The sequence below is a fragment of the Paraburkholderia humisilvae genome (genome assembly GCF_902859855.1).
In the GTDB taxonomy this organism is placed as follows: domain Bacteria; phylum Pseudomonadota; class Gammaproteobacteria; order Burkholderiales; family Burkholderiaceae; genus Paraburkholderia; species Paraburkholderia humisilvae.
The window spans coordinates 80,422-103,101 of the sequence record NZ_CADIKH010000027.1; the positions used below are offsets into that span (position 1 = coordinate 80,422).

Below are 22,680 nucleotides of genomic sequence, written 5' to 3' on the forward strand. Positions count from 1 at the left end.
CGGCGCATCGGATAGACCGATGCCCGGATCCGCGCGGCGGGCATGTGAATCAAATTTCTCTTAGGGAGTAGTGATGCAAAATCGATTCAAACTGTGGATGATGCTGGCCGCTTTCGTGCCGACCTTCGCGATGGCGCAGGCGCTGCAGAACCAGCAGCCGGCCGCGCCGGGAGCGGGCGCTCCCGCGGCGCCGATTGCCGCGCCGGTCGATCCGGCCAAGCAGGCCGCGATCAAGGATCTGCTCGCCGCGATCGACGCGCAGAAGCTGGTCGGCGCGATCGGCAACAGCGCGCAAATGCAGGCGAAGCAGCTCGTGCCGGCCATCCTGTCGGACGCGCTGTCCGAGAACAAGACGATGACGGACAAGCAGAAGCAGGCATCGGTGCCGACGCTGCAGAAGAACGCGGTGCCGAAGCTGGTTGATTCCGCGGGCCAGGTGTTCGCGACCGACGCGTTCCGTCAGGATGCGATGCAAGCGCAGTACGACGCGTATGCGAAGTACTACTCGACGCAGGAAATCAAGGATCTGACCGCGTTCTACAACAGCCCGACCGGCCGCAAGTTCATCCAGGTGCAAGACCAGGTGGGCCGCGACGTCGTGAACGGTCTGATGCAGAAGTACATGCCGCAATCGATCAAGGCAACCCGCGACCAGGCAGACAAGGAAGTTGCTTCGGTCTCGTCGGCCAAGCCGGGCACCAAGTAAGCGGTAGCGTGAGCTGACGGCGGGCCGCCGGCGTGGCGGGTTCCCGGCGTCGATGCGATAATGGCTGTTTGCGCAAGGGCGCGGACGGCCATTATCTTTTTTGCGTGCGATTTCGGTCTTTTTACCTTCCGCGCGCCCGTTTCCGGAATTCTCTCAATGCGCGTCTTCAATTTCTCTGCCGGCCCTGCCGCGTTGCCGGAAGAAGTGCTGCGCCAGGCGGCCGACGAAATGCTCGACTGGCACGGCAGCGGCATGAGCGTGATGGAAATGAGCCATCGCGGCAAGGAGTTCATGTCGATCCACGAAGAAGCGCTCGTCGATCTGCGTGAGTTGCTCGCGGTGCCGTCGAGTCATCAGATCCTGTTCCTGCAGGGTGGCGGGCTCGGCGAAAACGCGATTGTGCCGATGAACCTGTTCGGCACGAAGCCGCGCGCGGACTTCGTTCTCACCGGCTCGTGGTCGCAAAAGTCGTTCAACGAAGCGAAGAAGTACGGCACGGTGCACCTTGCCGCGAGCGGTCAGACGGCCGACGGCTTCACCCGCGCGCCGGCACATGCCGAATGGCAACTGTCCGCGGACCCGGCTTATGTGCACCTGTGCACGAACGAGACGATTCACGGCGTCGAGACGTTCGACATTCCCGACCTCGGCGACATCCCGCTCGTCGCCGATGCGTCGTCGCACCTGCTATCGCGCCCGATGGATGTCGCGAAGTACGGCGTGCTGTTCGGCGGCGCGCAGAAGAACATCGGCATCGCCGGCGTGACGGTCGTGATCGTGCGCGAAGACCTGCTGGATCGCGCGATGTCCGTGTGCCCATCGGCGTTCGAATGGAAGACCGTCGCGCTGAACAATTCGATGTACAACACGCCGCCGACGTACGCGATTTATATCGCGGGGCTCGTGTTCAAGTGGTTGAAGAAGCAGGGCGGCTTGCGCGCGATCGAAGCGCGCAATGTCGAAAAGGCGAAGCTGCTGTACGACACGATCGATGCCGGCAGCTTCTATAAGAACAAGGTCGAGCGCGGCGCGCGGTCGCGGATGAACATCCCGTTCTTCCTCGCTGACGAATCGCGCAACGACGATTTCCTGGCCGGCGCGAAAGCACGCGGGCTGGTGCAGCTGAAGGGCCACAAGTCCGTCGGCGGCATGCGGGCGTCAATCTACAACGCGGTAGCGCTCGACGGCGTCAAGGCGCTCGTCGAGTACATGAAAGAGTTTGAACGACGCGGCGCGTGACCGGATGTCCGGTTTCCGCGCGCGCATGGAACGAAATAGCCGCGGCAAGTCACTAGCATGGACGACGAACTTAACTCACGACTCAAACCGCTGCGCGACCGCATCGACGCGATCGACGCGCAGCTGATCGCTTTGCTCAATCAGCGCGCCGCAGTCGCGCTCGAAGTAGGCGAAGTCAAGAAGCATTTCAACGCGCCGGTGTTCCGCCCGGAACGCGAGCAGCAGGTGATCGCGCGGCTGCAGGAGATGAGCGACGGACCGCTCGTCGACGAGCATATCAGCGCGATCTGGCGCGAGATCATGGCCGCGAGCCGCGCGCTCGAAAAGAACACCCAGGTCGCGTTTCTCGGGCCGGTCGGCACGTATAGCGAGCAGGCGATGCACGAGTACTTCGGTCAGTCGATCGAAGGACTCGCGTGCCCGTCGATCGACGAGGTGTTCCGTTCGGTCGAAGCCGGGAGCGCCGAGTTCGGCGTCGTACCGATCGAGAACTCCACCGAAGGCGCGGTGTCGCGCACACTCGATCTTTTGCTCCAGACGCAACTGGTGATCGGCGGCGAACTCGCGCTGCCGATTCATCACAATCTGCTGACGTTAAGCGGTGGCCTGACCGACATCCAGCGCGTGTGCGCCCATCCGCAGGCGCTCGCGCAATGCCAGCGCTGGCTGTCGACGCATGCGCCGCATCTCGAGCGCCAGTCGGTGTCCAGCAATGCGGAAGGCGCGCGGCTCGCGGCGCAAGACCCGACGGTCGCCGCGATCGCCGGCGACCGCGCGGCGTCGCAATACGGCCTGCAGATCGCGTACTCGCTGATCCAGGACGACCCGCACAACCGCACGCGTTTCGTGATGATCGGCAAGCAGCCGTCGGACCCGAGCGGATACGACAAGACATCGCTGGTGGTATCGGTCGCCAACGAGCCGGGCGCGATGTTCAAGCTGCTCGAGCCGCTCGCGCGCCATGGCGTGTCGATGACCCGATTCGAGTCCCGTCCGGCGCGCGTCGGAACGTGGGAGTACTACTTCTACATCGATCTCGAAGGTCATCGCGACGACCCGGCCGTGTCGGCCGCGCTTGTCGAACTGGATCAGAAAGCGGCGTTCCTGAAGATTCTGGGTTCGTATCCGCGCGCACGCTAACGCGCTTGCGCTTGCACGCGCACGGGCCAACGCCGATACGCCGGATGTGCGCCCGTGCTTTATCCAACTATTCAGACAGTCGATTCGTCGACCCGGAGATAACCATGACTACGTCCTACGGCCCTTCGTATGTGCGCGCGATTGCGCCCTATGTCGCCGGCAAGCCGATTTCGGAAGTGGCCCGCCAGTTCGGTCTCGACGAAAAGCGTATCGTCAAGCTCGCATCGAATGAAAATCCGCTGGGTATGCCGGAATCCGCGCAGCGTGCGATGGCGCAGGCGGCGAGCGAACTCGGCCGTTATCCGGATTCGAATGCGTTCGAACTGAAGGAGGCGCTGTCCGCGCACTACGGCGTGCCGGCCGAATGGATCACGCTCGGCAACGGCAGCAACGACATTCTCGAAATGGCGGCGCATGCGTTGGTCGAGAAGAGCCAGTCGGTGGTCTATTCGCAGTATTCGTTCGCGGTGTATGCGCTGGCGACGCAAGGTCTTGGCGCGCGCGCGATCGTCGTGCCGGCCATGAAATACGGCCACGATCTCGACGCGATGGCGGCCGCGATCGCCGACGATACGCGACTCCTGTTCGTCGCGAACCCGAACAACCCGACTGGCACGTTCGTCGAAGGCCCGAAGCTCGAGGCGTTTCTCGCGAAGGTGCCTCGCCATGTGGTCGTCGTGCTGGACGAGGCCTACACGGAATACCTGTCGGTGGACAACCGTTATGACTCGATTGGATGGGTCCGTCGGTATCCGAACCTGCTCGTGTCGCGCACTTTCTCGAAGGCGTTCGGGTTGGCCGGCTTGCGCGTCGGTTTCGCGATTGCGCAGCCCGAACTGACCGATCTGCTGAACCGTCTGCGCCAGCCTTTCAACGTGAATACGCTCGCGCAGGCCGCCGCGGTCGCCGCGCTCAATGACCGCCCGTTCCTCGAAAAGAGTGCGACGCTCAATGCGCAAGGCTACCGGCGCCTCACCGAGGCTTTCGACAAGCTCGGTCTCGAGTATGTGCCGTCGCACGGCAACTTCGTGCTGGTACGGGTGGGCAACGACGACAAAGCCGGCGATCGCGTCAATCTGGAACTGCTGAAGCAAGGCGTGATCGTGCGCCCAGTCGGCAGCTACGGGTTGCCGCAATGGTTGCGCGTGACGGTGGGTCTTCCGGAAGAAAACGAAGCGTTTCTCGCGGCGCTCGAAAAGACGCTTGCTGCGGTCTGAGCGCTTCACGTCGATCCGTCGCCGGTGCTGAACGGCTTCCGGCGCGCTTTTTATCTGGGCTCAAGTGGCTGCGTTCTCTTTTGACAAACTGGTGATTGTCGGCGTCGGGCTGATCGGCGGGTCGCTCGCGCGCGCGCTGCGCGAGCGCGGCAATACGGGTGGCGATACGGGCGGGGCGCGCGAGGTGGTCGGTGTCGGCCGCACCGCCGCTGCGACCGCGCGCGCGTGCGAACTCGGCGTGATCGACGGCGCGGCCGCGCTCGACGACGACCGCGCGCTTGCCGCCGCGCTCGCCGGCGCTGACATCGTGCTGCTGGCCGCGCCGGTCGCGCAGACGCGTCCGCTGCTCGAGCGCATCGCGCCGTTTCTCGACGCCGCGACCGTGATCACGGATGCGGGCAGTACGAAGGCGGACGTCGTTGCGGCCGCGCGCTCGGCGCTCGGCGCACGTATCGGGCAATTCGTGCCTGGGCACCCGATTGCCGGCCGCGAAGCGAGCGGCGTCGAGGCGGCCTTGCCCGATCTTTATGTCGATCGTAACGTGGTGCTGTGTCCGCTACCGGAGAACGCGCCGGCGGCGGTCGCGCGCATCGAGGACATGTGGCGCGCGGCAGGCGCGACCGTGCACGAGATGGCGCCGCCGCAGCACGATCGCGTGCTCGCGTCGGTCAGCCATCTGCCGCATGTGCTGGCGTTCGCTTACGTCGAGCAGATTCTGCAATCGCGGGATGCGGCGCTGCGTTTTGCGTTCGCGTCGGGCGGCTTTCGCGATTTCACGCGAATCGCCGCGTCGAGCCCGGAGATGTGGCGCGACATCTGCATCGCGAATCGCGACGCGCTACTCGAGGAGATCGACAGTTACACTGCGGTTCTCGCCGCGCTGCGCACGGCGATCGAAACCGGCGACGCCGCCGCGCTGGAAGCGGTGTTTACGCGCTCGCGCGCCGCGCGTGCCGACTGGCAACTGCGTGCGGCGCAGCCAGCGGCGGCCAACGGCGAACCGTCGAAATAACAGAAAACTGGACCACCCATCATGGACTATCTCGATCTCGGACCGTTTTCCCGCGCGTCCGGCACGGTTCGCCTGCCCGGCTCAAAGAGCATTTCGAACCGCGTGTTGCTGCTCGCGGCGCTCGCCGAAGGCGACACGACGATCACGAATCTGCTCGATTCGGACGACACGCGCGTGATGATCGCCGCGCTCGAAAAGCTCGGCGTGAAGTTGAAGCGCGATGGCGATGTTTGCGTGGTGACCGGTACGCGCGGCGCGTTCACCGCGCGTACCGCGGATCTGTTTCTCGGTAACGCGGGCACCGCGGTGCGGCCGCTGACGGCCGCGCTGGCGGTGAACGGCGGCAACTATCGCGTGCACGGCGTGCCGCGCATGCACGAGCGCCCGATCGGCGATCTGGTCGACGGACTGCGGCAGATCGGTGCGCATATCGAATACGAGGAGAACGAAGGTTATCCGCCGCTACGCATCCGCCCGGCGCACATCGCGGTCGATGCGCCGATCCGCGTGCGCGGCGATGTGTCGAGTCAGTTCCTGACCGCGCTGCTGATGACGCTGCCGCTCGTTCGCAACGGCAGCGGCGCCACGGTGATCGAGGTGGACGGCGAACTGATCTCGAAGCCGTACATCGACATCACGATCAGGCTGATGGCGCGCTTTGGCGTCGAGGTCGAGCGCGACGGCTGGCATCGCTTCACGGTGCCGGCGGGCGTGCGCTACCAGTCGCCGGGGCGGATCATGGTCGAGGGCGATGCGTCGTCGGCGTCGTACTTCCTCGCTGCCGGCGTCCTGGGCGGCGGGCCGCTGCGGGTCGAGGGCGTCGGGCGCGCCAGCATCCAGGGCGACATCGGCTTTGCCGACGCGCTGATCAGAATGGGCGCGAATGTGCTGATGGGCGACGACTGGATCGAGGTGCGTGGCGTCGGCCGCGACGACGGCAAGCTCGAGCCGATCGACATGGATTTCAATCTGATTCCGGATGCCGCGATGACAATCGCGGTTGCCGCGCTGTTCGCCGACGGCGCGACGACGCTGCGCAACATCGCGAGCTGGCGCGTCAAGGAAACCGACCGGCTCGCCGCGATGGCGACCGAACTACGCAAGGTGGGCGCGAAGGTCACCGAGGGCGACGATCACCTGATTGTCGTGCCGCCGGCGAAACTGACGCCGCATGCCGCGATCGATACGTACGACGATCACCGGATGGCGATGTGCTTTTCACTGGTGAGCCTTGGCGGCGTGCCGGTGCGGATCAACGACCCGAAATGCGTTGCGAAGACCTTCCCCGATTACTTCGAGCGCTTTATCGCGCTCGCCCAGCGATAACTCCGCGATAATTTCACCGGGACCCGCATCCCAATCGAGCTGACGCGCGACTGACCATACCATTAGATGAAATCGACCCGTCCCTTTCACCAGACGCCCGTCATTACGATTGACGGCCCGACTGCCTCCGGCAAGGGCACCGTGGCCGCCCTGGTCGCCGCTCAGCTCGGCTTCCATCTGCTGGATAGCGGCGCGCTGTACCGGCTTGCCGCGCTCGCCAGCATCCGCTACGACATCGTGCCCGAGGATGCCGACTCTCTTGCGAAACTGATCGACGATCTGCATATCACCTTCCGCGAGGGCATTGCGCAGCTGGACGGCGTCGACGTGTCGGCCGAGATTCGTGCCGAAGCGATCGGCAACCGGGCGTCGGCGATCGCCATCCACGCGCCGGTGCGAGCCGCGCTGGTCGCGCGGCAGCGCGCATTCCGCAAGGTGCCCGGGTTGGTCGCCGACGGCCGCGATATGGGCACTGTGATCTTCCCCGATGCGGGTCTGAAAGTGTTCCTGACGGCAAGCGTCGAGGCGCGTGCGGCGCGCCGACATAAGCAATTGATCCAAAAAGGATTTTCTGCTAATATGGATGACTTGCTCCGGGATTTGCGCGAACGCGACGAGCGCGATAGTCAGCGCACCGCCGCGCCGCTTAAGCCCGCGGCCGATGCGAAGCTGCTGGATACGTCCACGCTGTCGGTCGACGAGGCTGTCGATCAGGTCGTCCAGTGGTACAAGGCTGACGTGAAAGCGTAACAAGCGCACACGAGCGGCTGGAGGAAAACCCGGGTTCGGTCGAACGCCGGGTTTGCCCGGGTTTCAAAATTCGCATCGAACGACCGTAGTAGACCGTAGCAACGTTAGCAAAGTAGTAGGAAGCTGGTGTTTCGCCTGTGTGGCGGAACGTGTAACTAACCCCTTAACCCCGTGTGGCATTCGAATCTCGCCGCAGTTTCCGGATCCTTGCCGACTCTTCTGACTCTCCCGGCAACACCGGTCAGGCACCGCGGAAGCCATACAAATTCTGATTTTTATGTCCGATCTGCAAACCTCTACCCCGAATACCGAATCCTTTGCGGCTCTGTTCGAAGAGTCGCTGACCAAGCAAGACATGCGCGCCGGCGAAGTGATTTCCGCCGAAGTCGTGCGTGTGGACCACAACTTCGTGGTCGTCAACGCTGGTCTCAAGTCCGAAGCCTACATCCCGCTCGAAGAGTTCCTGAATGACGCGGGCGAGGTAGAAGTGCAGGCGGGCGACTTCGTTTCCGTCGCGATCGACGCGCTCGAAAACGGCTATGGCGACACCATCCTGTCGCGCGACAAGGCGAAGCGTCTGGCTTCGTGGCTGTCGCTGGAAAAGGCGCTGGACAACAACGAACTCGTGACCGGCACGATCACCGGCAAGGTCAAGGGCGGCATGACCGTGATGGTCAACGGCATCCGCGCGTTCCTGCCGGGTTCGCTGGTCGATACGCGTCCGGTCAAGGACACGACGCCGTACGAAGGCAAGACGCTCGAATTCCGCGTGATCAAGCTCGACCGCAAGCGTAACAACGTCGTGCTGTCGCGCCGCGCAGTGATCGAAGCGACCCAGGGCGAAGAGCGCGCGAAGCTGCTCGAGACGCTGAAGGAAGGCGCGATCGTCGAAGGCGTGGTCAAGAACATTACCGACTACGGCGCATTCGTGGACCTCGGCGGGATCGACGGCCTGCTGCACATTACGGATATTGCATGGCGCCGTGTGCGTCACCCGAGCGAAGTGCTGTCGGTTGGCCAGGAAGTCACCGCGAAGATCCTCAAGTTCGACCAGGAAAAGAACCGCGTTTCGCTCGGTATCAAGCAACTGGGCGACGATCCGTGGGAAGGCATCTCGCGCCGCTACCCGTCGGGCACGCGTCTGTTCGGCAAGGTCACGAACATCACCGACTACGGTGCGTTCGTCGAAGTCGAGTCGGGCATCGAAGGTCTCGTCCACGTGTCGGAAATGGACTGGACCAACAAGAACGTTGCGCCGTCGAAGGTCGTTCAACTGGGCGACGAAGTCGAAGTCATGGTCCTCGAGATCGACGAAGACCGGCGCCGTATCAGCCTCGGCATGAAGCAGTGCAAGCCGAATCCGTGGGATGACTTCAGCCGCAACTTCAAGAAGGGCGACAAGATTCAGGGCGCGATCAAGTCGATTACCGACTTCGGCGTGTTTATCGGTCTGCCGGGCGGCATCGACGGTCTGGTTCACCTGTCGGATCTGTCGTGGAGCGAGAGCGGCGAAGAGGCCGTGCGCAAGTACAAGAAGGGCGACGAAGTGGAAGCGGTCGTGCTCGGCATCGACGTCGAGAAGGAACGCATTTCGCTCGGTATCAAGCAGCTCGAAGGCGATCCGTTCAGCAACTTCGTTGCCGTGAACGACAAGGGTTCGATCGTCGACGGCACGGTGAAGACGGTGGACGCGAAGGGCGCGGTGGTGGCGCTCGGCGCGGACGTCGAAGGTTACCTGCGTGCTTCGGAAATCGCGCAAGACCGCGTGGAAGACGCTCGCAACGTGCTGAAGGAAGGCGACAAGGTCAACGCGATGATCATCAATATCGATCGCAAGTCGCGCGGCATCAACCTGTCGATCAAGGCGAAGGACTCGGCCGAACAGCAGGAAGCGATGCGCGGCCTGCAGGCTGATACCAACGCGGCGGCCAGCGGCACGACGAACCTCGGCGCGCTCCTGAAGGCCAAGCTCGACGGCCAGAACCAGTAAGCCTTAAGAGGTCTGCTGCAGAATGACCAAATCGGAATTGGTCGCCCAACTGGCCACGCGATTTCCGCAGCTTGTGTTGAAAGATGCGGATTTCGCGGTGAAGACGATGCTCGATGCGATGTCGGAGGCACTTGCCAATGGCCATCGCATCGAAATTCGCGGCTTTGGCAGCTTCGGCCTGAATCGCCGCCCGTCGCGAGTCGGGCGCAATCCGAAGTCGGGTGAAAAGGTGCTGGTGCCTGAGAAGTACGTGCCGCACTTCAAGCCCGGCAAGGAACTGCGTGAACGGGTCGACCGGCGCGCCGGCGAGCCGTTGAAAGCTGAAACGCCTGACGGGCCGGACGACGATCAGTAACGCGCTTCGTACGCGTCACAACGCGCGTACGATCCGTTCCAGACCGATCGGACCGGCCGCCCGCAAGCGAGTGTTCAGCGCACGGGCGAGGCAACACGGCAAAGACCAGAAAGCGCCCCCAGGGCGCTTTTTTTCGTTCGCGTCGACGTCCACGCGCATGGCCGCGACGCAGGCGGACAGAATCGATTAGCCGCCCGAGGCAGCTTGCGCGCATGGACGGGGGCTTCATTTACAATACGGGTCACTTCGGCGCGGGCAAACACCGTGGCGCGATGCGTCATCAAGCCGGCGTCCTTCCCGCAACCGCCGTCAAGAGATCCGTAAATGAAATTTATCGTCTGGTTGATCCGCGTGCTGGTGTTCGTGCTGCTGCTGGTGCTCGCACTATCCAACACGCAACCCGCCACGCTGAATTTCCTCGCCGGTTACGCGTGGCCAGCACCGCTGATTCTGATCGGGCTCGCGTTTTTCGTGGTCGGCCTGGTCGCGGGGCTCGTGTCGGCGTTGCCGGGGGTATTCCGGTTGCGGCTCGAAAACGGACGGCTCAAGCGCGAGTTGCGCGCCGCGCGCGAGACGCCGGTGGTGGTCGAAGAACCGCCGCTGCCGCCGCTGATTTAGGCATTCACGCGCCGTGCGCGTCGCGCGCGCGGCATCCGCTTTTGCGCATTTCCGCTCATTTCGCATGGATCTGGACTTCTGGTGGCTGCTCGTCATTCCCGTCGCATTTGCGTTCGGCTGGATTGCCGCGCGTTACGACCTCAAGGCGCTGTTGTCTGAAAGCGCCAATCTGCCGCGTTCGTATTTTCGCGGCCTGAACTTTCTGTTGAACGAACAACCGGACCAGGCCATCGATGCGTTTATCGAGGTGGTCAAGCTTGACCCGGAGACGATCGAACTGCATTTCGCGCTGGGCAACCTGTTCCGTCGTCGTGGCGAGACGGACCGTGCCATCCGGGTCCATCAGAATTTGCTGGGCCGCTCGGATCTGCCGGTTACCGAGCGCGATCATGCGCTTTACGAACTGGGTCAGGATTTCCTGAAGGCGGGTCTGCTCGACCGCGCCGAAGAAACCTTCCGCATGTTGCAGACGGGCGACCGCGCACTCGGTGCGCAGCGCGCGCTGCTCACGATCTACGAGATCGAAAAGGACTGGCACAAGTCGATCGACACCGCGCAGCGCCTCGAAACGATGGGCGCGGCGTCCCTTGAGAAGGAGATCGCACAGTTTCACTGCGAGCTCGCGCAGGAAGCGCTGCAGCAGAAGAAACCAGACGAAGCGCAACGCCAGCTCAACCTCGCGCTGAAGGCGAACGTGCAGAACGTGCGCGCAACGATCCTGTCCGGCGACGTTGACGCGGCGGCCGGCGCATATGAACAGGCGATCGCGCAATGGCGCCGTGTCGAGGCGCAGAACCCGGCGTATTTGCCGCTCGTCGCCGAGAAAATGATGAAGGCGTACGAAGCGCTGTGCCGCCAGGAAGAAGGCGCGGACCTGCTGACGCAGTGGGTCGACGACTATCCTTCGAACGATCTGCTCGATGTCGGTTACCAGCATGTCGCAGCGTTGCGCGGCCTCGACGCGGCGCATGCGCTCGCCCGCACGCAGATGCAGAAGTCGCCGAATGTCGCCGGTATGATGCGGCTGCTCGAAGCGCAGCAGGCAACGGCCGAAGAGCCGCGCCGCAGCGAGCTCGAACTGATGCGCGCGCTGATCCGCCAGCGCACCAAAAATCTGCCACGGTATACGTGCCAGAATTGCGGCTTCAGGGCGCGGCTTTTCTACTGGCAGTGCCCGGGTTGCAGCGGCTGGGAGACGTATGCGCCGCGCCGGGTCGAACCGATTACCGCGTCGAATTGAGCGCGCGGCGGCGGCCGCGGCGGCCGTGACGATTGGCCCATCGGCCTGCCGGCATTCAGCGTCATGGATGGCAAACAGAAATAGCAAACAGAAAACCGCATCAGCATCACAGCATCACCTGATGAAATCGCGCTCCGGCCTGCCGCCGGATGCGCTCACCGGACCCAACTACCGGAAAGCGTATGAAAGTCACCATCATCGGCACGGGTTATGTCGGCCTTGTCACAGGCGCGTGTCTCGCGGAGATCGGCAACGATGTGTTTTGTCTCGACGTCGATCCGCGCAAGATCGACATCCTGAACAGCGGGGGCGTGCCGATCCACGAGCCGGGTTTGCAGGAAATCATCGCGCGCACGCGCGCAGCAGGGCGGATCACGTTCTCGACCGACGTCGAAGCGAGCGTGCGCCATGGTGACATCCAGTTCATCGCGGTCGGCACGCCGCCGGACGAGGACGGCTCGGCGGATCTGCAATACGTGCTTGAAGCGGCGCGCAATATCGGCCGCCATATGGACGGCTTCAAGGTGATCGTCGACAAGTCGACGGTGCCGGTCGGCACCGCGGCACGCGTGCGCGAAGTGGTCGGCGAGCAGTTGTCCGCGCGCGGTCTTGCGGGCAGCCTGCAGCACGCGTTCTCGATCGTGTCGAACCCGGAATTCCTGAAGGAAGGCGCGGCCGTCGACGATTTCATGCGCCCCGACCGCATCGTGATCGGCAGCGACGACGACGTGCCCGGCGAAAAGGCGCGCGAGCTGATGAAGCGGCTCTACGCGCCGTTCAACCGGAACCACGAGCGCACGATGTACATGGACGTGCGCTCGGCCGAATTCACGAAATACGCGGCCAACGCGATGCTGGCGACGCGCATCTCGTTCATGAACGAGATGGCGAATCTCGCGGAACGGGTCGGCGCCGATATCGACGCGGTGCGGCGCGGCATCGGCTCGGATCCGCGCATCGGCTATCACTTTCTGTATGCGGGCGTCGGCTACGGCGGCTCGTGCTTTCCGAAAGACGTGCAGGCGCTGATCCGCACCGGCAGCGAGTCGGGTCACAATCTGCGCATTCTTGAAGCAGTCGAAGCGGTGAATCACGAGCAGAAGGCAGTGCTCGTGCGCAAGATCACGCAGACGCTCGGCGACGATCTGACCGGCCGCACCTTCGCGGTCTGGGGCCTTGCGTTCAAGCCGAATACCGACGACATGCGCGAAGCGTCGAGCCGCCGGCTGATCGCAGCGCTGCTCGCCCGCGGCGCGACCGTGCGCGCGTACGATCCGGTCGCGGTCGACGAAGCGCGCCGCGTGCTCGCGATCGATCTGCATGATGTACCGGAGCACCTGAAGCGTCTGCAATTCGTCGGTACGCAGGACGAAGCGCTGACGGGCGCGGACGCCCTCGTGATCGTGACCGAGTGGAAAGAGTTCAAGAGCCCGGATTTCGTGCATCTGAAAGCGGCGCTGAAGTCGCCGTTGATCTTCGACGGCCGCAATCTGTATGAACCGGACGCGATGACCGAGCTCGGCATCGACTACCACTCGATTGGACGCCCTTATGTCGCAGCAACCGAACTTACAACCGACGGCGCCCGCCGTGCGTGATTCCATCCTCGATACCGCGACGCCGGTGCCCGAAGCAGGCGTGGTGCCGCGCGAGCAGCTCGCGCGGGCGCGCGTGCTGGTGGTCGGCGATGTGATGCTCGATCGCTACTGGTTCGGCGACGTGAACCGCATCTCGCCGGAAGCGCCGGTGCCGGTCGTGCATGTGCAGCGGCAGGAAGACCGCCTGGGCGGCGCGGCGAACGTCGCGCGCAATGCCGCGGCACTGGGCGCGAAGGCGGGCCTGTTGTGCGTGGTCGGACACGACGAGCCCGGCGAGCGGATCGTGCAACTGCTCGGCGACAGCGGGGTTGACCCGTATCTCGAGCGTGATCCCGCTTTGCCGACCACCATCAAGCTGCGCGTGCTGTCGCGCCAGCAGCAGCTGCTGCGTGTCGACTTCGAGAATCTGCCGGCGCATGAAGCGCTGCTCGCGGGTCTCGCCCGCTTCGATGCGCTGCTGCCCGGGCACGACGTGATCCTGATGTCCGATTACGCGAAGGGCGGCCTGACGCACGTGACGAAGATGATGGAAAAGGCGCGCGCAGTCGGCAAGCCGGTGCTGGTCGACCCGAAGGGCGACGAATGGGAACGCTATCGCGGCGCCACGCTGATCACGCCGAACCGTGCGGAACTGCGCGAGGTGGTGGGCCAGTGGAAATCGGAAGCGGACCTGCTTGTGCGCGTGACGAAACTGCGCGCTGAACTCGACATCGCCGCGCTGCTGCTGACACGTTCCGAAGAGGGCATGACGCTCTTCACGAACGACGGCGTGCTGCACGCGTCGGCGGTGGCACGTGAAGTGTATGATGTGTCGGGCGCAGGCGACACCGTGATCGCGACGCTCGCGGTGATGCTCGGCGCGGGCCGGCCGCTCGTCGAAGCCGTATCGCTCGCGAATCGCGCAGCGGGCATCGTGGTCGGCAAGCTCGGTACCGCGACAGTCGACTACGACGAACTCTTTCACTCACACTGATGCCGCGCGCTACCGCACACGCCGCGTCGAACCCGACGCGCACGGTGGCGCCCATCCGCTCATCACCATTGCCCCATTGACATTCATCAGGCAGGGACGACCATGACTCTCATCGTCACCGGCGCGGCCGGCTTTATCGGCAGCAATCTCGTCAAGTCGCTCAACGAGCGCGGCGAACACCGGATCATCGCCGTCGATAACCTGACGCGTGCGGACAAGTTCAAGAATCTCACCGACTGCGAAATCGACGACTACCTCGACAAGACCGAGTTCGTCGAACGCTTTGCGCGCGGCGATTTCGGCAAGGTGCGCGCGGTGTTCCATGAAGGCGCCTGCTCCGACACGATGGAGCACAACGGCCGCTACATGATGGACAACAACTTCCGCTATAGCCGCGCGGTGCTCGATGCGTGTCTCGCGCAGGGCGTGCAATTCCTGTATGCGTCGTCGGCGGCGACGTACGGCGGGTCGGACCGCTTTGTCGAAGAGCGTGAGTTCGAGCGGCCGCTCAATGTGTACGGCTATTCGAAGTTTCTGTTCGATCAGGTGATTCGCCGCGTGCTGCCCACCGCGAAATCGCAGATTGCCGGGTTTCGCTATTTCAACGTGTACGGGCCCCGCGAATCGCACAAGGAGCGGATGGCGTCGGTCGCGTTCCACAACTTCAATCAGTTCCGCGCCGAAGGCAAGGTCAAGCTGTTCGGCGAGTACAACGGCTACGCGGCCGGCCAGCAAACGCGCGATTTCGTGTCGGTCGAAGATGTCGCGAAGGTGAACCTGTTTTTCTTCGAGCACCCGGAGAAGTCCGGCATCTTCAACCTCGGCACCGGCCGCGCGCAGCCGTTCAACGATATTGCGTCGTCGGTGGTCAATACGCTGCGCGCGCTGAACCATGAGCCGGCGGTGTCGCTCGCGGAACTGGTGCAACGCGGGCTGATCGAGTACGTGCCGTTTCCGGACGCGCTGCGCGGCAAGTACCAGTGCTTCACGCAGGCGGACCTCACGAAGCTGCGCGCAGCCGGCTACGACGCGCCTTTCCTGACCGTGCAGGAAGGGGTCGATCGTTACGTGCGCTGGCTATTCGGCCAGGTGTAAATCCTTCGCATACCTCTCTAAACTAGCTCCTGCGGTCGGTGATCTTCGCCGGCTGGCAGTTGAAGTCGATTGAGTCAGTTGAGCAAGTCGAGTTAGGGAGGTTTCACATGCTTCGAAAAATTCTGGTTACCGCGGCCATGCTGGCCGCGTTCGGCCACGCGTACGCGGTTGTCGACGTCAACACCGCGAATGAGGAAGCGCTTCGCACGATCAAAGGCATCGGTCCGGCGAAGGCCAAGTCGATTCTCGATGAGCGCGAAGCGCATGGGCCGTTCAAGGATGGGCCCGATCTCGCGAAGCGCGTCAAGGGTATGGGCGGCCACACCGTCGAGCGCCTCCAGGCGGAGGGACTCGCGATCGGCGCTAGCGCGCCGGCTGTCGCTGCTTCTGGCGCGCAGAATGCGGCTTCTGCAAACACGAAGGTCGCGCCGGCCGGCAAGACCGAAACGGCCGTGGTCGTGAAGAAATAGCCGTCAGGGCACGCGTGCGGCCGTGATGCACGCGTGCCTCAGCGCCACATTATCTGTTTTCTGGTGAGAGCAGACACGCGTCCACTCCTTCAGCTGTCATTTCGGATGACTGGCTCCCGCGGCTTCGGCTGCGGGCTTTTTGCGTCGACGTCTTGCGTCGACTTTTGCGCCCGCCTTCCTGCACACACTCCTTGCACCGATCAGGCGGGCCGCGAACTTCCGCCCTGTGCCGCGCGCCGGCAGGCTCGCGCAGCGTGGTTTAGAATCGGTCCATCCCAGTCCCTACGCGCACCATCCGTACGCAACCCGACATGACTTACAAAACGATTGAAGACACGATCGGCAACACGCCACTCGTGCAACTCGTGCGCCTTGTCGACGACGATATCCGTAGCCGCAACAACGTCGTTCTTGGCAAGCTCGAAGGCAACAATCCGGCGGGTTCGGTGAAAGACAGGCCGGCGCTGTCGATGATCAGAAAAGCGGAGGCGCGCGGTCGCATCAAGCAGGGTGATACGCTGATCGAAGCGACGAGCGGCAATACCGGTATCGCGCTGGCGATGGCCGCGGCGATGCGCGGTTACAAGATGCTGTTGATCATGCCGGAAGACCTGTCGCTCGAGCGCAGGCAAAGCATGGCGGCGTACGGCGCGGAAATCCTGCTGACGCCGCAGACCGGTGGCATGGAGTACGCACGCGATCTCGCCGAACAGATGCAGCGCGAGGGCAAGGGCATCATCCTCGACCAGTTTGGCAATCCTGACAATCCGCTTGCCCACTACGAAGGGACAGGTCCGGAAATATGGCGCGATACCGAGGGACGCATCACGCACTTCGTGTCCGCGATGGGCACGACCGGCACGATCATGGGTGTGTCGCAGTATCTGAAGGAACAGAATCCGAAAGTCGAGATTGTCGGTGCGCAGCCTGAAGAGGGTTCGCGCATTCCGGGTATCCGCAAATGGCCGGAAGCGTATCTGCCGAAAATTTTCGATCGCAGCCGCGTCGATCGCGTTGAGAACGTAAGCCAGGCTGCGTCTGAATCGACGGCGCGCCGGATGGCGGCCGTCGAAGGTATCTTTTGCGGGATCTCGTCAGGCGGTGCGTGCGAAGTTGCGCTGCGCATTGCGCGGCAGGTCGAGAACGCGACAATCGTATTTATTGTCTGCGATCGCGGTGACCGTTATCTGTCGACGGGCGTATTTCCCGCCTGAGTCGTCGACTTGGGGTATCGATCAAGTCGGCTGAAAAAATGCCTGCAGCGAGGTCGCTGCAGGCTTTTTTCATTGACCGCGCCAGCCAGGCCGCGCGGCGCGCCCGTGGCGCGTGAAGGTCACTGCACTGCGGGCGCAGGCGCCGGTGCGCCGATCCCGTTCGAATTCAGATCGCTGGTGGCCGCAAACTGCGATTTGACGCGCTCGCCCAGTTGATAAACCGCAAGTGCGTAGAAAAAGCTGCGGTTGTAACGCGTCAACACATAGAAGTTCTTGAGCCCCAGCACATACTCGGTCGGACGCCCCGGCGACGGCAGATCGACCACCGTCACGGGGGTTCCCGCTTCGGCCGCTGTATCCAGCGATGGCTCGTTCATCAGCATGCCGGCACGCAGCAGTTGCTCGAGCGACCAGTGCGGCTCGGGCTGGCCGTTCGCCGCGGCCTGCGCGATGCCCAGACTGCCGACATCCGACGCGATATTCCACACCACGGGCCGGCCCGTTTCCCAGCCGTTCTGCTTCAGATAATTCGCGACACTGCCGATCGCATCGGCCTGGCTTGTGCGCAGATCGATCGAACCGTCGCCATCGTAGTCGACTGCATACTGGATGATGCTGCTCGGCAGGAACTGTGGAATGCCGATCGCGCCGGTGTACGAGCCGAGCACCGATGTCGGATCGATCTGCGAGTCGCGCGTCCAGACGAGAAAGTCTGCGAGATTCTTGCGGAATGTCGTCTCACGCTCGGCGCGATTTGGCGTGCTCGGGTAGTCGAACGTGAGCGTGGTCAGCGCGTCGAGCACGCGGAAGTTGCCCATATAGCGGCCGTAAATTGTTTCGACGCCGATGATCCCGACGATCACCTCCGGCGGCACGCCGAACTGCTCGTACGCGCGCTGCAGCGTGGCCTGATTGGCGCGCCAGAATTTCACGCCAGCATTGATCCGCACCGTGTCGAGAAAGCGCGCCTGGTACGCGCGCCAGTTCTTGACCGCCGGTGTGGGCGCGGGCGTAACCAGCTTGACCGCGGTGGCCGAATAGCTGACACGTGAAAACAGGTCATGCAGCATCGCCGGGTCGAAGTCGTAGCGCGCCACCATTTCGTTGATGAACGCGTCCACGTCGCCGTTGTTCGCGTAGCGCTGCGGGATGATCTCTTCCTCGAACGTCTGTCCTTGCTGCACCGGCGGCTGCGGCTGCGCTTGCGCGATGGTGAGGCGCGGTCTCTGCGACGGGCTTGCCGCGGGCGTTTGCGCTGCGGCCAGGCCGGCTCCCGCGAACATGCACGATGCGACGATGGATAGTGCGGCGAGGACGCTGGTGCGTAGCCGGTATCGTGCGAGCAGAGCGGGCAGGGCAGGCTTATCGGTCATAAGGTCGAGGTGTGCGATGCGGATTTGACAGATCAGTGACGAAGCATGCGTGGATGCACGAATGTGTGCGAAAGCGATCCGGGGCAGTATACCCGACGATGGTCAGGCAAAATCATGCAAGAGCATTGCGGCAAGCGGCCCGATTGGCGGCTGTGGTAACTTGGTCATAGGCGGCGCCGCGTGGCGTCGCGGCGCGTTACAGGGCAACGACTCATGGCAACTGGTTTCTATACCCATGCGGACTGTCTGCGGCACGAGATGGGGAACTGGCATCCGGAATGTCCGGCGCGGCTGCAGGCGATCGAAGATCAACTGATTGCAGGCCGTATCGACGCGTTGATCGAGCGCGAGTCGCCGCCGCTGGTCGATGAAGCGGATCTGCTGCGGGTTCATACGCAGGCGCATATCGACCATATCCGCCGCGCTGCGCCAACCGAAGGCTATGCGGCGATCGACCCGGACACGTCAATGAACCCGCATTCGCTGCAGGCGGCGTTGCGTGCGGCGGGCGCGGCGGTCGCGGCCACCGATGCAGTCATCGCCGGCCGTTTTGACAACGCGTTCTGCAGCGTGCGGCCGCCCGGACACCATGCGGAGCCGGCTCGGGCGATGGGCTTCTGCTTTTTCAATAATGTCGCGATCGCGGCGCGCCATGCGCTCGATGTGCATGGGCTTGAGCGGGTCGCCGTCATCGATTTCGATGTGCATCACGGCAACGGCACCGAAGCGGCGTTTTCGGGTGACCCGCGCGTGCTGATGTGCAGCATCTTTCAACATCCGTTCTATCCGTACAGCGGCACCGAGAACCAGGCGAAGAACATGGTCAACGTGCCGATCGCGGCCCGCTCGAAAGGCGATGTGGTGCGCGAGGCGGTCGATCTGCTGTGGTTGCCGCGGCTACACGAGTTCAAGCCGCAGATGCTGTTCGTGTCGGCGGGGTTCGACGCGCATCGCGAAGACGATCTCGGCAACCTGGGGCTCGTCGAGGACGACTACACGTGGCTGACCGAACAGGTTCGCCAGATCGCGGCCCGGTACGCCAACGGGCGTATCGTCAGTTGTCTCGAAGGCGGGTATAACCTGTCGGCATTGGGGCGCAGCGTCGTCGCGCACGTGAAGGCGCTCGCCGGACTGTGAGCCGCGGGTGCGTATGCATCCCGGTGCATGCATACCACGGAGGCCATCATGAGCGCGCAGCTTCAGCCGCAGTCGCATGCTCACCCGGCAGGCGCGACGGCGCCCGAGTCCGGCCCACTCGTCGAGGTCACGTACGATGCGTTCGGCACACCCGGCGTCGTGCGGTTGACGCTGAACCGGCCCGCGGCATTCAATGCGCTGTCCGAGGCGCTGCTCGATGCACTGCATACGCAACTGACCGCGCTTGAAACGTCCGATGCGCGCGTCGTCGTGCTCGCGGGGGCGGGCCGCGCATTTTGCGCGGGCCACGATCTGAACGAAATGCGCGCGACGCCTTCGCTCGAGTACTACCAGGCCCTGTTCGCACGTTGCACGAAGATGATGCTTGCGATCCGGCGGCTGCCGCAGCCGGTGATCGCGCGCGTGCACGGCGTGGCGACCGCGGCGGGCTGTCAACTGGTCGCGATGTGCGACCTCGCGGTGGCCGCCGACACCGCGCGCTTTGCGACATCGGGCGTCAACCTTGGCCTCTTCTGTTCGACGCCGTCGGTGCCGCTGTCGCGCAATCTGTTGCCGAAGGCCGCGCTTGAGATGCTGTTGACCGGCGAATTTATCGATGCGCTGGCCGCGAGGCGGCAAGGCCTCATCAATCGCGTCGTACCGCTCGATGGGCTCGACGCGGAAATCGCCGCGCTTGCCAGCAGCATCTGCGCGAAGCCGCGCGATGCGGTCAGTGCGGGTAAGGCGCTGTTCTATCGTCAGCTCGAGATGGGCGCCGAGGCCGCCTATCAGCTCGCTGGCCAGACCATGGCGTGCAACATGATGAAGGACTCGGCGCTCGAGGGCGTACAGGCATTTGTCGACAAGCGGCCGCCGGACTGGCGCCGCTAGTGTGCGCACGCGTTGGGTCAGCGGCGTTGCGCTAATTCTGTATGGTTATGAAAAAATCGAAAACGATTATTAAAGCGCATGACGCCCGTACGGTAAACTTGCAGCTCCAATCCGAATAAGAGCAGCGGCGGAGATTGCCGGGGCGCACGACGCTCGCGGGCAATAGTCCGCCGTTTTTTCATGATCGAACTTCGCAATATTTCGCAGCGCTTCGCGGGACCGCGGGGCTGGGTCGAAGCGCTGCACAACGTCAATCTGTCCATTCCGGCGGGCGAGGTGTTCGGCATCATCGGGCGCAGCGGCGCTGGCAAGAGCACGCTGGTGCGGACGATCAATCTGCTCACGCGGCCGACCGAAGGCAATGTCGTGATCGGCGGCCGCGATCTGACGACGATGTCCGCGCGCGAGCTGCGCGAAGCGCGTCGCGAGATCGGCATGATCTTTCAGCACTTCAATCTGCTGTCGTCGCGCACGGTATTCGACAACGTCGCGTTGCCATTGGAGCTGGCGGGCCTGAAGCGCGCCGAGATCGAAGCGGCCGTGCTGCCGCTGCTCGATCTGGTCGGGCTCTCCGCGCAGAAGGACCGCTATCCGGCGCAGATCAGCGGCGGCCAGAAGCAGCGCGTGGGCATTGCGCGAGCGCTCGCGAGCAAGCCGAAGGTGCTGCTGTCCGATGAGGCCACCTCCGCGCTTGACCCGGAAACCACCCGTGCCATTCTTGATCTGCTCAAGCGTATCAATCGCGAACTGGGGCTGACCGTCGTGCTGATCACGCATCAGATGGACGTGATCAGGCAGGTGTGCGATCGCGTCGCGGTGCTCGATGCGGGGCGCGTCGTCGAACAGGGCAACGTGATCGATGTATTCCTTCAGCCGCATCACGAGGTGACGCGCGCGTTGATCGGCGATGTGATCGCACAAGAGTTGCCGCCCGCGATGAAGGCGCGTGTCGCCGAGCGTCTGCGGACCGGCAGCGGCCACTTGCTGCGGCTGGCGTTCAGCGGTTCGGGCGTCGATCAGCCCATCCTGTCGGAAACGATTCGCCGCTACGAGCTTGACTTCAACATCCTGCACGGACAGATCGACGAGATCCAGGGGCAGGCGTTCGGCTCGCTCGCGGTGCTCGCGGGCGGCGATCCGGCAAAGGTCGCGCAAGCGATTGCGTTTCTGCGCGAACAGCACGTCGTCGTCGAGGAGTTGGCGTATGTCGAGTGAAATGATCGATATGTTCGTGCAGTCGTTCTGGGAGACGCTCGTGATGGTCGGCATTTCCGGAGCGATCGGCGCGCTGCTCGGTTTGCCGCTCGGCGTGCTGCTCTATCTGACCGACCGCGACGGCGTGCTGCAGAACCTGGCGCTCAATCGGGCAATGGGTGTGATCGTCAACGCGGTGCGCTCGACGCCGTTCATCATTCTGCTCGTCGCGGTGATTCCATTGACGCGGCTCGTCGTCGGGTCGTCGATCGGCACGGCGGCGGCAGTTGTGCCATTGACGATCGCCGCCGCGCCATTTATCGCGCGGCTCGTCGAAACAGCACTGCGCGAAGTCGACCGCGGCCTGATTGAAGCGGCCCAGTCGATGGGGGCGACCACCTGCCAGATCGTGTTCAAGGTGCTGTTGCCCGAGTCGCTGCCAGGCGTCGTCGCGGGGCTGACCATTACGTTCGTGTCGCTGGTCGGCTACTCGGCGATGGCGGGCGCGATCGGCGGCGGCGGGCTCGGCGATCTTGGCATCCGCTACGGGTATCAGCGCTTCTTGCCCGAAGTGATGGTGACGGTGGTCGTGATTCTGATCGTCTTCGTGCAACTCGTGCAGTCGTTCGGCGACTGGCTGGTGCGGCGTTTGGGCCACAAGTAACCGTCACCGGGATAACGCGTCGGCAGGGAACGGGAAGGTGATGCGATTCAGGTTTATCTTCGAACGGGTTGCTGGGCTGGGCTCGACCGTCTATTTCGCGGCCGTCGCTGCGTAGGCGGACCGGCTGTTAGAGGCGCCAGACCATTGCGATGCTGGCGTGCCGCCTATTTTTGAGATTAAATAGTACGATCGTTCGCTATTGTCGTCACACCGCTGGAGCGCGCTGTTCCTTGACATGCACCGCGTGGGGGCGGTCTTGCCGGACGCGCCGGCGGGTCGCTGAGGGGCTGTCGTTATAATGTCCGTCAGGTTGACGTATTCGTAACTTTGGAGCGTGTGCATGAAAATTCTGGTGCCAGTCAAAAGAGTGGTCGACTACAACGTGAAGGTGCGCGTGAAATCGGACCAAACGGGCGTGGACATTGCGAACGTGAAGATGTCGATGAACCCGTTCGACGAGATCGCGGTGGAAGAGGCG

The 22,680-nt window shown here is 63.5% G+C and carries 21 protein-coding genes and 1 pseudogene; 21 read left to right on the plus strand and 1 reads right to left on the minus strand.

The genetic code is table 11. The features are described from left to right. Window positions 1-73 precede the first annotated feature (73 nt). From HV796_RS25560 to cysM, 16 genes are all read left to right on the plus strand, one after another. Window positions 74-706 carry a DUF2059 domain-containing protein gene (locus tag HV796_RS25560; RefSeq protein WP_175229284.1) on the plus strand — a complete coding sequence of 211 codons (633 nt, stop codon included), beginning with the start codon at window positions 74-76 and terminating at the stop codon, window positions 704-706. Between the two features lie 156 nt (window positions 707-862). Continuing rightward, a complete protein-coding gene (serC, locus tag HV796_RS25565; RefSeq protein WP_175229285.1) occupies window positions 863-1,945 on the plus strand; it encodes a 3-phosphoserine/phosphohydroxythreonine transaminase in 1,083 nt (360 codons plus the stop codon). 57 nt (window positions 1,946-2,002) lie between these two features. Then, entirely contained in the window at window positions 2,003-3,085 is a 1,083-nt protein-coding gene (gene pheA, locus HV796_RS25570; protein ID WP_175229286.1) for a prephenate dehydratase, read from the plus strand. A gap of 104 nt (window positions 3,086-3,189) precedes the next feature. Beyond that, window positions 3,190-4,302, plus strand: coding sequence for a histidinol-phosphate transaminase (gene hisC, locus HV796_RS25575; RefSeq protein WP_175229287.1), 1,113 nt, complete (start codon window positions 3,190-3,192; stop codon window positions 4,300-4,302). 64 nt (window positions 4,303-4,366) lie between these two features. Further along, entirely contained in the window at window positions 4,367-5,314 is a 948-nt protein-coding gene (locus HV796_RS25580; protein WP_175229288.1) for a prephenate dehydrogenase, read from the plus strand. Window positions 5,315-5,335: 21 nt separating this feature from the next. Further along, window positions 5,336-6,640: a 3-phosphoshikimate 1-carboxyvinyltransferase gene (aroA, locus tag HV796_RS25585; protein WP_175229289.1), complete on the plus strand. Its 1,305-nt coding sequence runs from the start codon at window positions 5,336-5,338 to the stop codon at window positions 6,638-6,640. A 66-nt stretch (window positions 6,641-6,706) separates the two neighbouring features. Beyond that, entirely contained in the window at window positions 6,707-7,390 is a 684-nt protein-coding gene (cmk, locus tag HV796_RS25590) for a (d)CMP kinase (RefSeq protein WP_175229290.1), read from the plus strand. A 259-nt stretch (window positions 7,391-7,649) separates the two neighbouring features. Then, on the plus strand, window positions 7,650-9,380 hold the full coding sequence (rpsA, locus tag HV796_RS25595) for a 30S ribosomal protein S1 (protein WP_175229307.1): 1,731 nt from the start codon (window positions 7,650-7,652) through the stop codon (window positions 9,378-9,380). Between the two features lie 22 nt (window positions 9,381-9,402). Next, window positions 9,403-9,735 carry an integration host factor subunit beta gene (locus HV796_RS25600; RefSeq protein WP_175229291.1) on the plus strand — a complete coding sequence of 111 codons (333 nt, stop codon included), beginning with the start codon at window positions 9,403-9,405 and terminating at the stop codon, window positions 9,733-9,735. A gap of 324 nt (window positions 9,736-10,059) precedes the next feature. After that, entirely contained in the window at window positions 10,060-10,353 is a 294-nt protein-coding gene (locus HV796_RS25605; protein WP_175229292.1) for a LapA family protein, read from the plus strand. Window positions 10,354-10,417: 64 nt separating this feature from the next. Beyond that, the gene (gene lapB / locus HV796_RS25610; protein ID WP_175229293.1) at window positions 10,418-11,593 is read left to right on the plus strand and encodes a lipopolysaccharide assembly protein LapB; all 1,176 of its coding nucleotides are present in this window, start codon (window positions 10,418-10,420) and stop codon (window positions 11,591-11,593) included. A gap of 182 nt (window positions 11,594-11,775) precedes the next feature. Beyond that, window positions 11,776-13,191 carry a UDP-glucose dehydrogenase family protein gene (locus HV796_RS25615; protein WP_175229294.1) on the plus strand — a complete coding sequence of 472 codons (1,416 nt, stop codon included), beginning with the start codon at window positions 11,776-11,778 and terminating at the stop codon, window positions 13,189-13,191. After that, window positions 13,145-14,164, plus strand: a complete 1,020-nt coding sequence (gene rfaE1 / locus HV796_RS25620; RefSeq protein WP_377692862.1) for a D-glycero-beta-D-manno-heptose-7-phosphate kinase — start codon at window positions 13,145-13,147, stop codon at window positions 14,162-14,164. The genes HV796_RS25615 and rfaE1 overlap by 47 nt, the downstream gene beginning before the upstream one ends. A gap of 102 nt (window positions 14,165-14,266) precedes the next feature. Next, on the plus strand, window positions 14,267-15,259 hold the full coding sequence (gene rfaD, locus HV796_RS25625) for an ADP-glyceromanno-heptose 6-epimerase (RefSeq protein ID WP_175229295.1): 993 nt from the start codon (window positions 14,267-14,269) through the stop codon (window positions 15,257-15,259). A 107-nt stretch (window positions 15,260-15,366) separates the two neighbouring features. Continuing rightward, window positions 15,367-15,729 (plus strand): ComEA family DNA-binding protein, encoded by a 363-nt coding sequence (locus tag HV796_RS25630; protein ID WP_175229296.1) that lies wholly within the window; start codon window positions 15,367-15,369, stop codon window positions 15,727-15,729. Between the two features lie 311 nt (window positions 15,730-16,040). After that, window positions 16,041-16,943 (plus strand): cysteine synthase CysM, encoded by a 903-nt coding sequence (gene cysM, locus HV796_RS25635; protein WP_175229297.1) that lies wholly within the window; start codon window positions 16,041-16,043, stop codon window positions 16,941-16,943. A 119-nt stretch (window positions 16,944-17,062) separates the two neighbouring features. Here cysM and mltB read toward each other — a convergent pair whose 3' ends face one another. Further along, window positions 17,063-18,316, minus strand: coding sequence for a lytic murein transglycosylase B (gene mltB, locus HV796_RS25640; protein ID WP_175229298.1), 1,254 nt, complete (start codon window positions 18,314-18,316; stop codon window positions 17,063-17,065). A gap of 213 nt (window positions 18,317-18,529) precedes the next feature. On the opposite strand from mltB, the gene HV796_RS25645 reads away from it, so the two are divergent. The 5 genes and pseudogenes from HV796_RS25645 to HV796_RS25665 all read left to right on the plus strand — a co-directional run. Beyond that, window positions 18,530-19,453, plus strand: a complete 924-nt coding sequence (locus tag HV796_RS25645) for a histone deacetylase family protein (protein WP_175229299.1) — start codon at window positions 18,530-18,532, stop codon at window positions 19,451-19,453. A gap of 48 nt (window positions 19,454-19,501) precedes the next feature. Then, complete coding sequence (locus HV796_RS25650; RefSeq protein ID WP_175229300.1) at window positions 19,502-20,344, plus strand: enoyl-CoA hydratase; 843 nt, start codon at window positions 19,502-19,504, stop codon at window positions 20,342-20,344. Between the two features lie 180 nt (window positions 20,345-20,524). Further along, on the plus strand, window positions 20,525-21,559 hold the full coding sequence (locus tag HV796_RS25655; RefSeq protein WP_175229301.1) for a methionine ABC transporter ATP-binding protein: 1,035 nt from the start codon (window positions 20,525-20,527) through the stop codon (window positions 21,557-21,559). Continuing rightward, a complete protein-coding gene (locus tag HV796_RS25660; RefSeq protein WP_175229302.1) occupies window positions 21,549-22,202 on the plus strand; it encodes a methionine ABC transporter permease in 654 nt (217 codons plus the stop codon). Before HV796_RS25655 ends, HV796_RS25660 begins: the two co-directional genes overlap by 11 nt. A gap of 340 nt (window positions 22,203-22,542) precedes the next feature. Beyond that, window positions 22,543-22,680 (plus strand): annotated as a pseudogene (locus HV796_RS25665) (electron transfer flavoprotein subunit beta/FixA family protein); the annotation flags it as partial.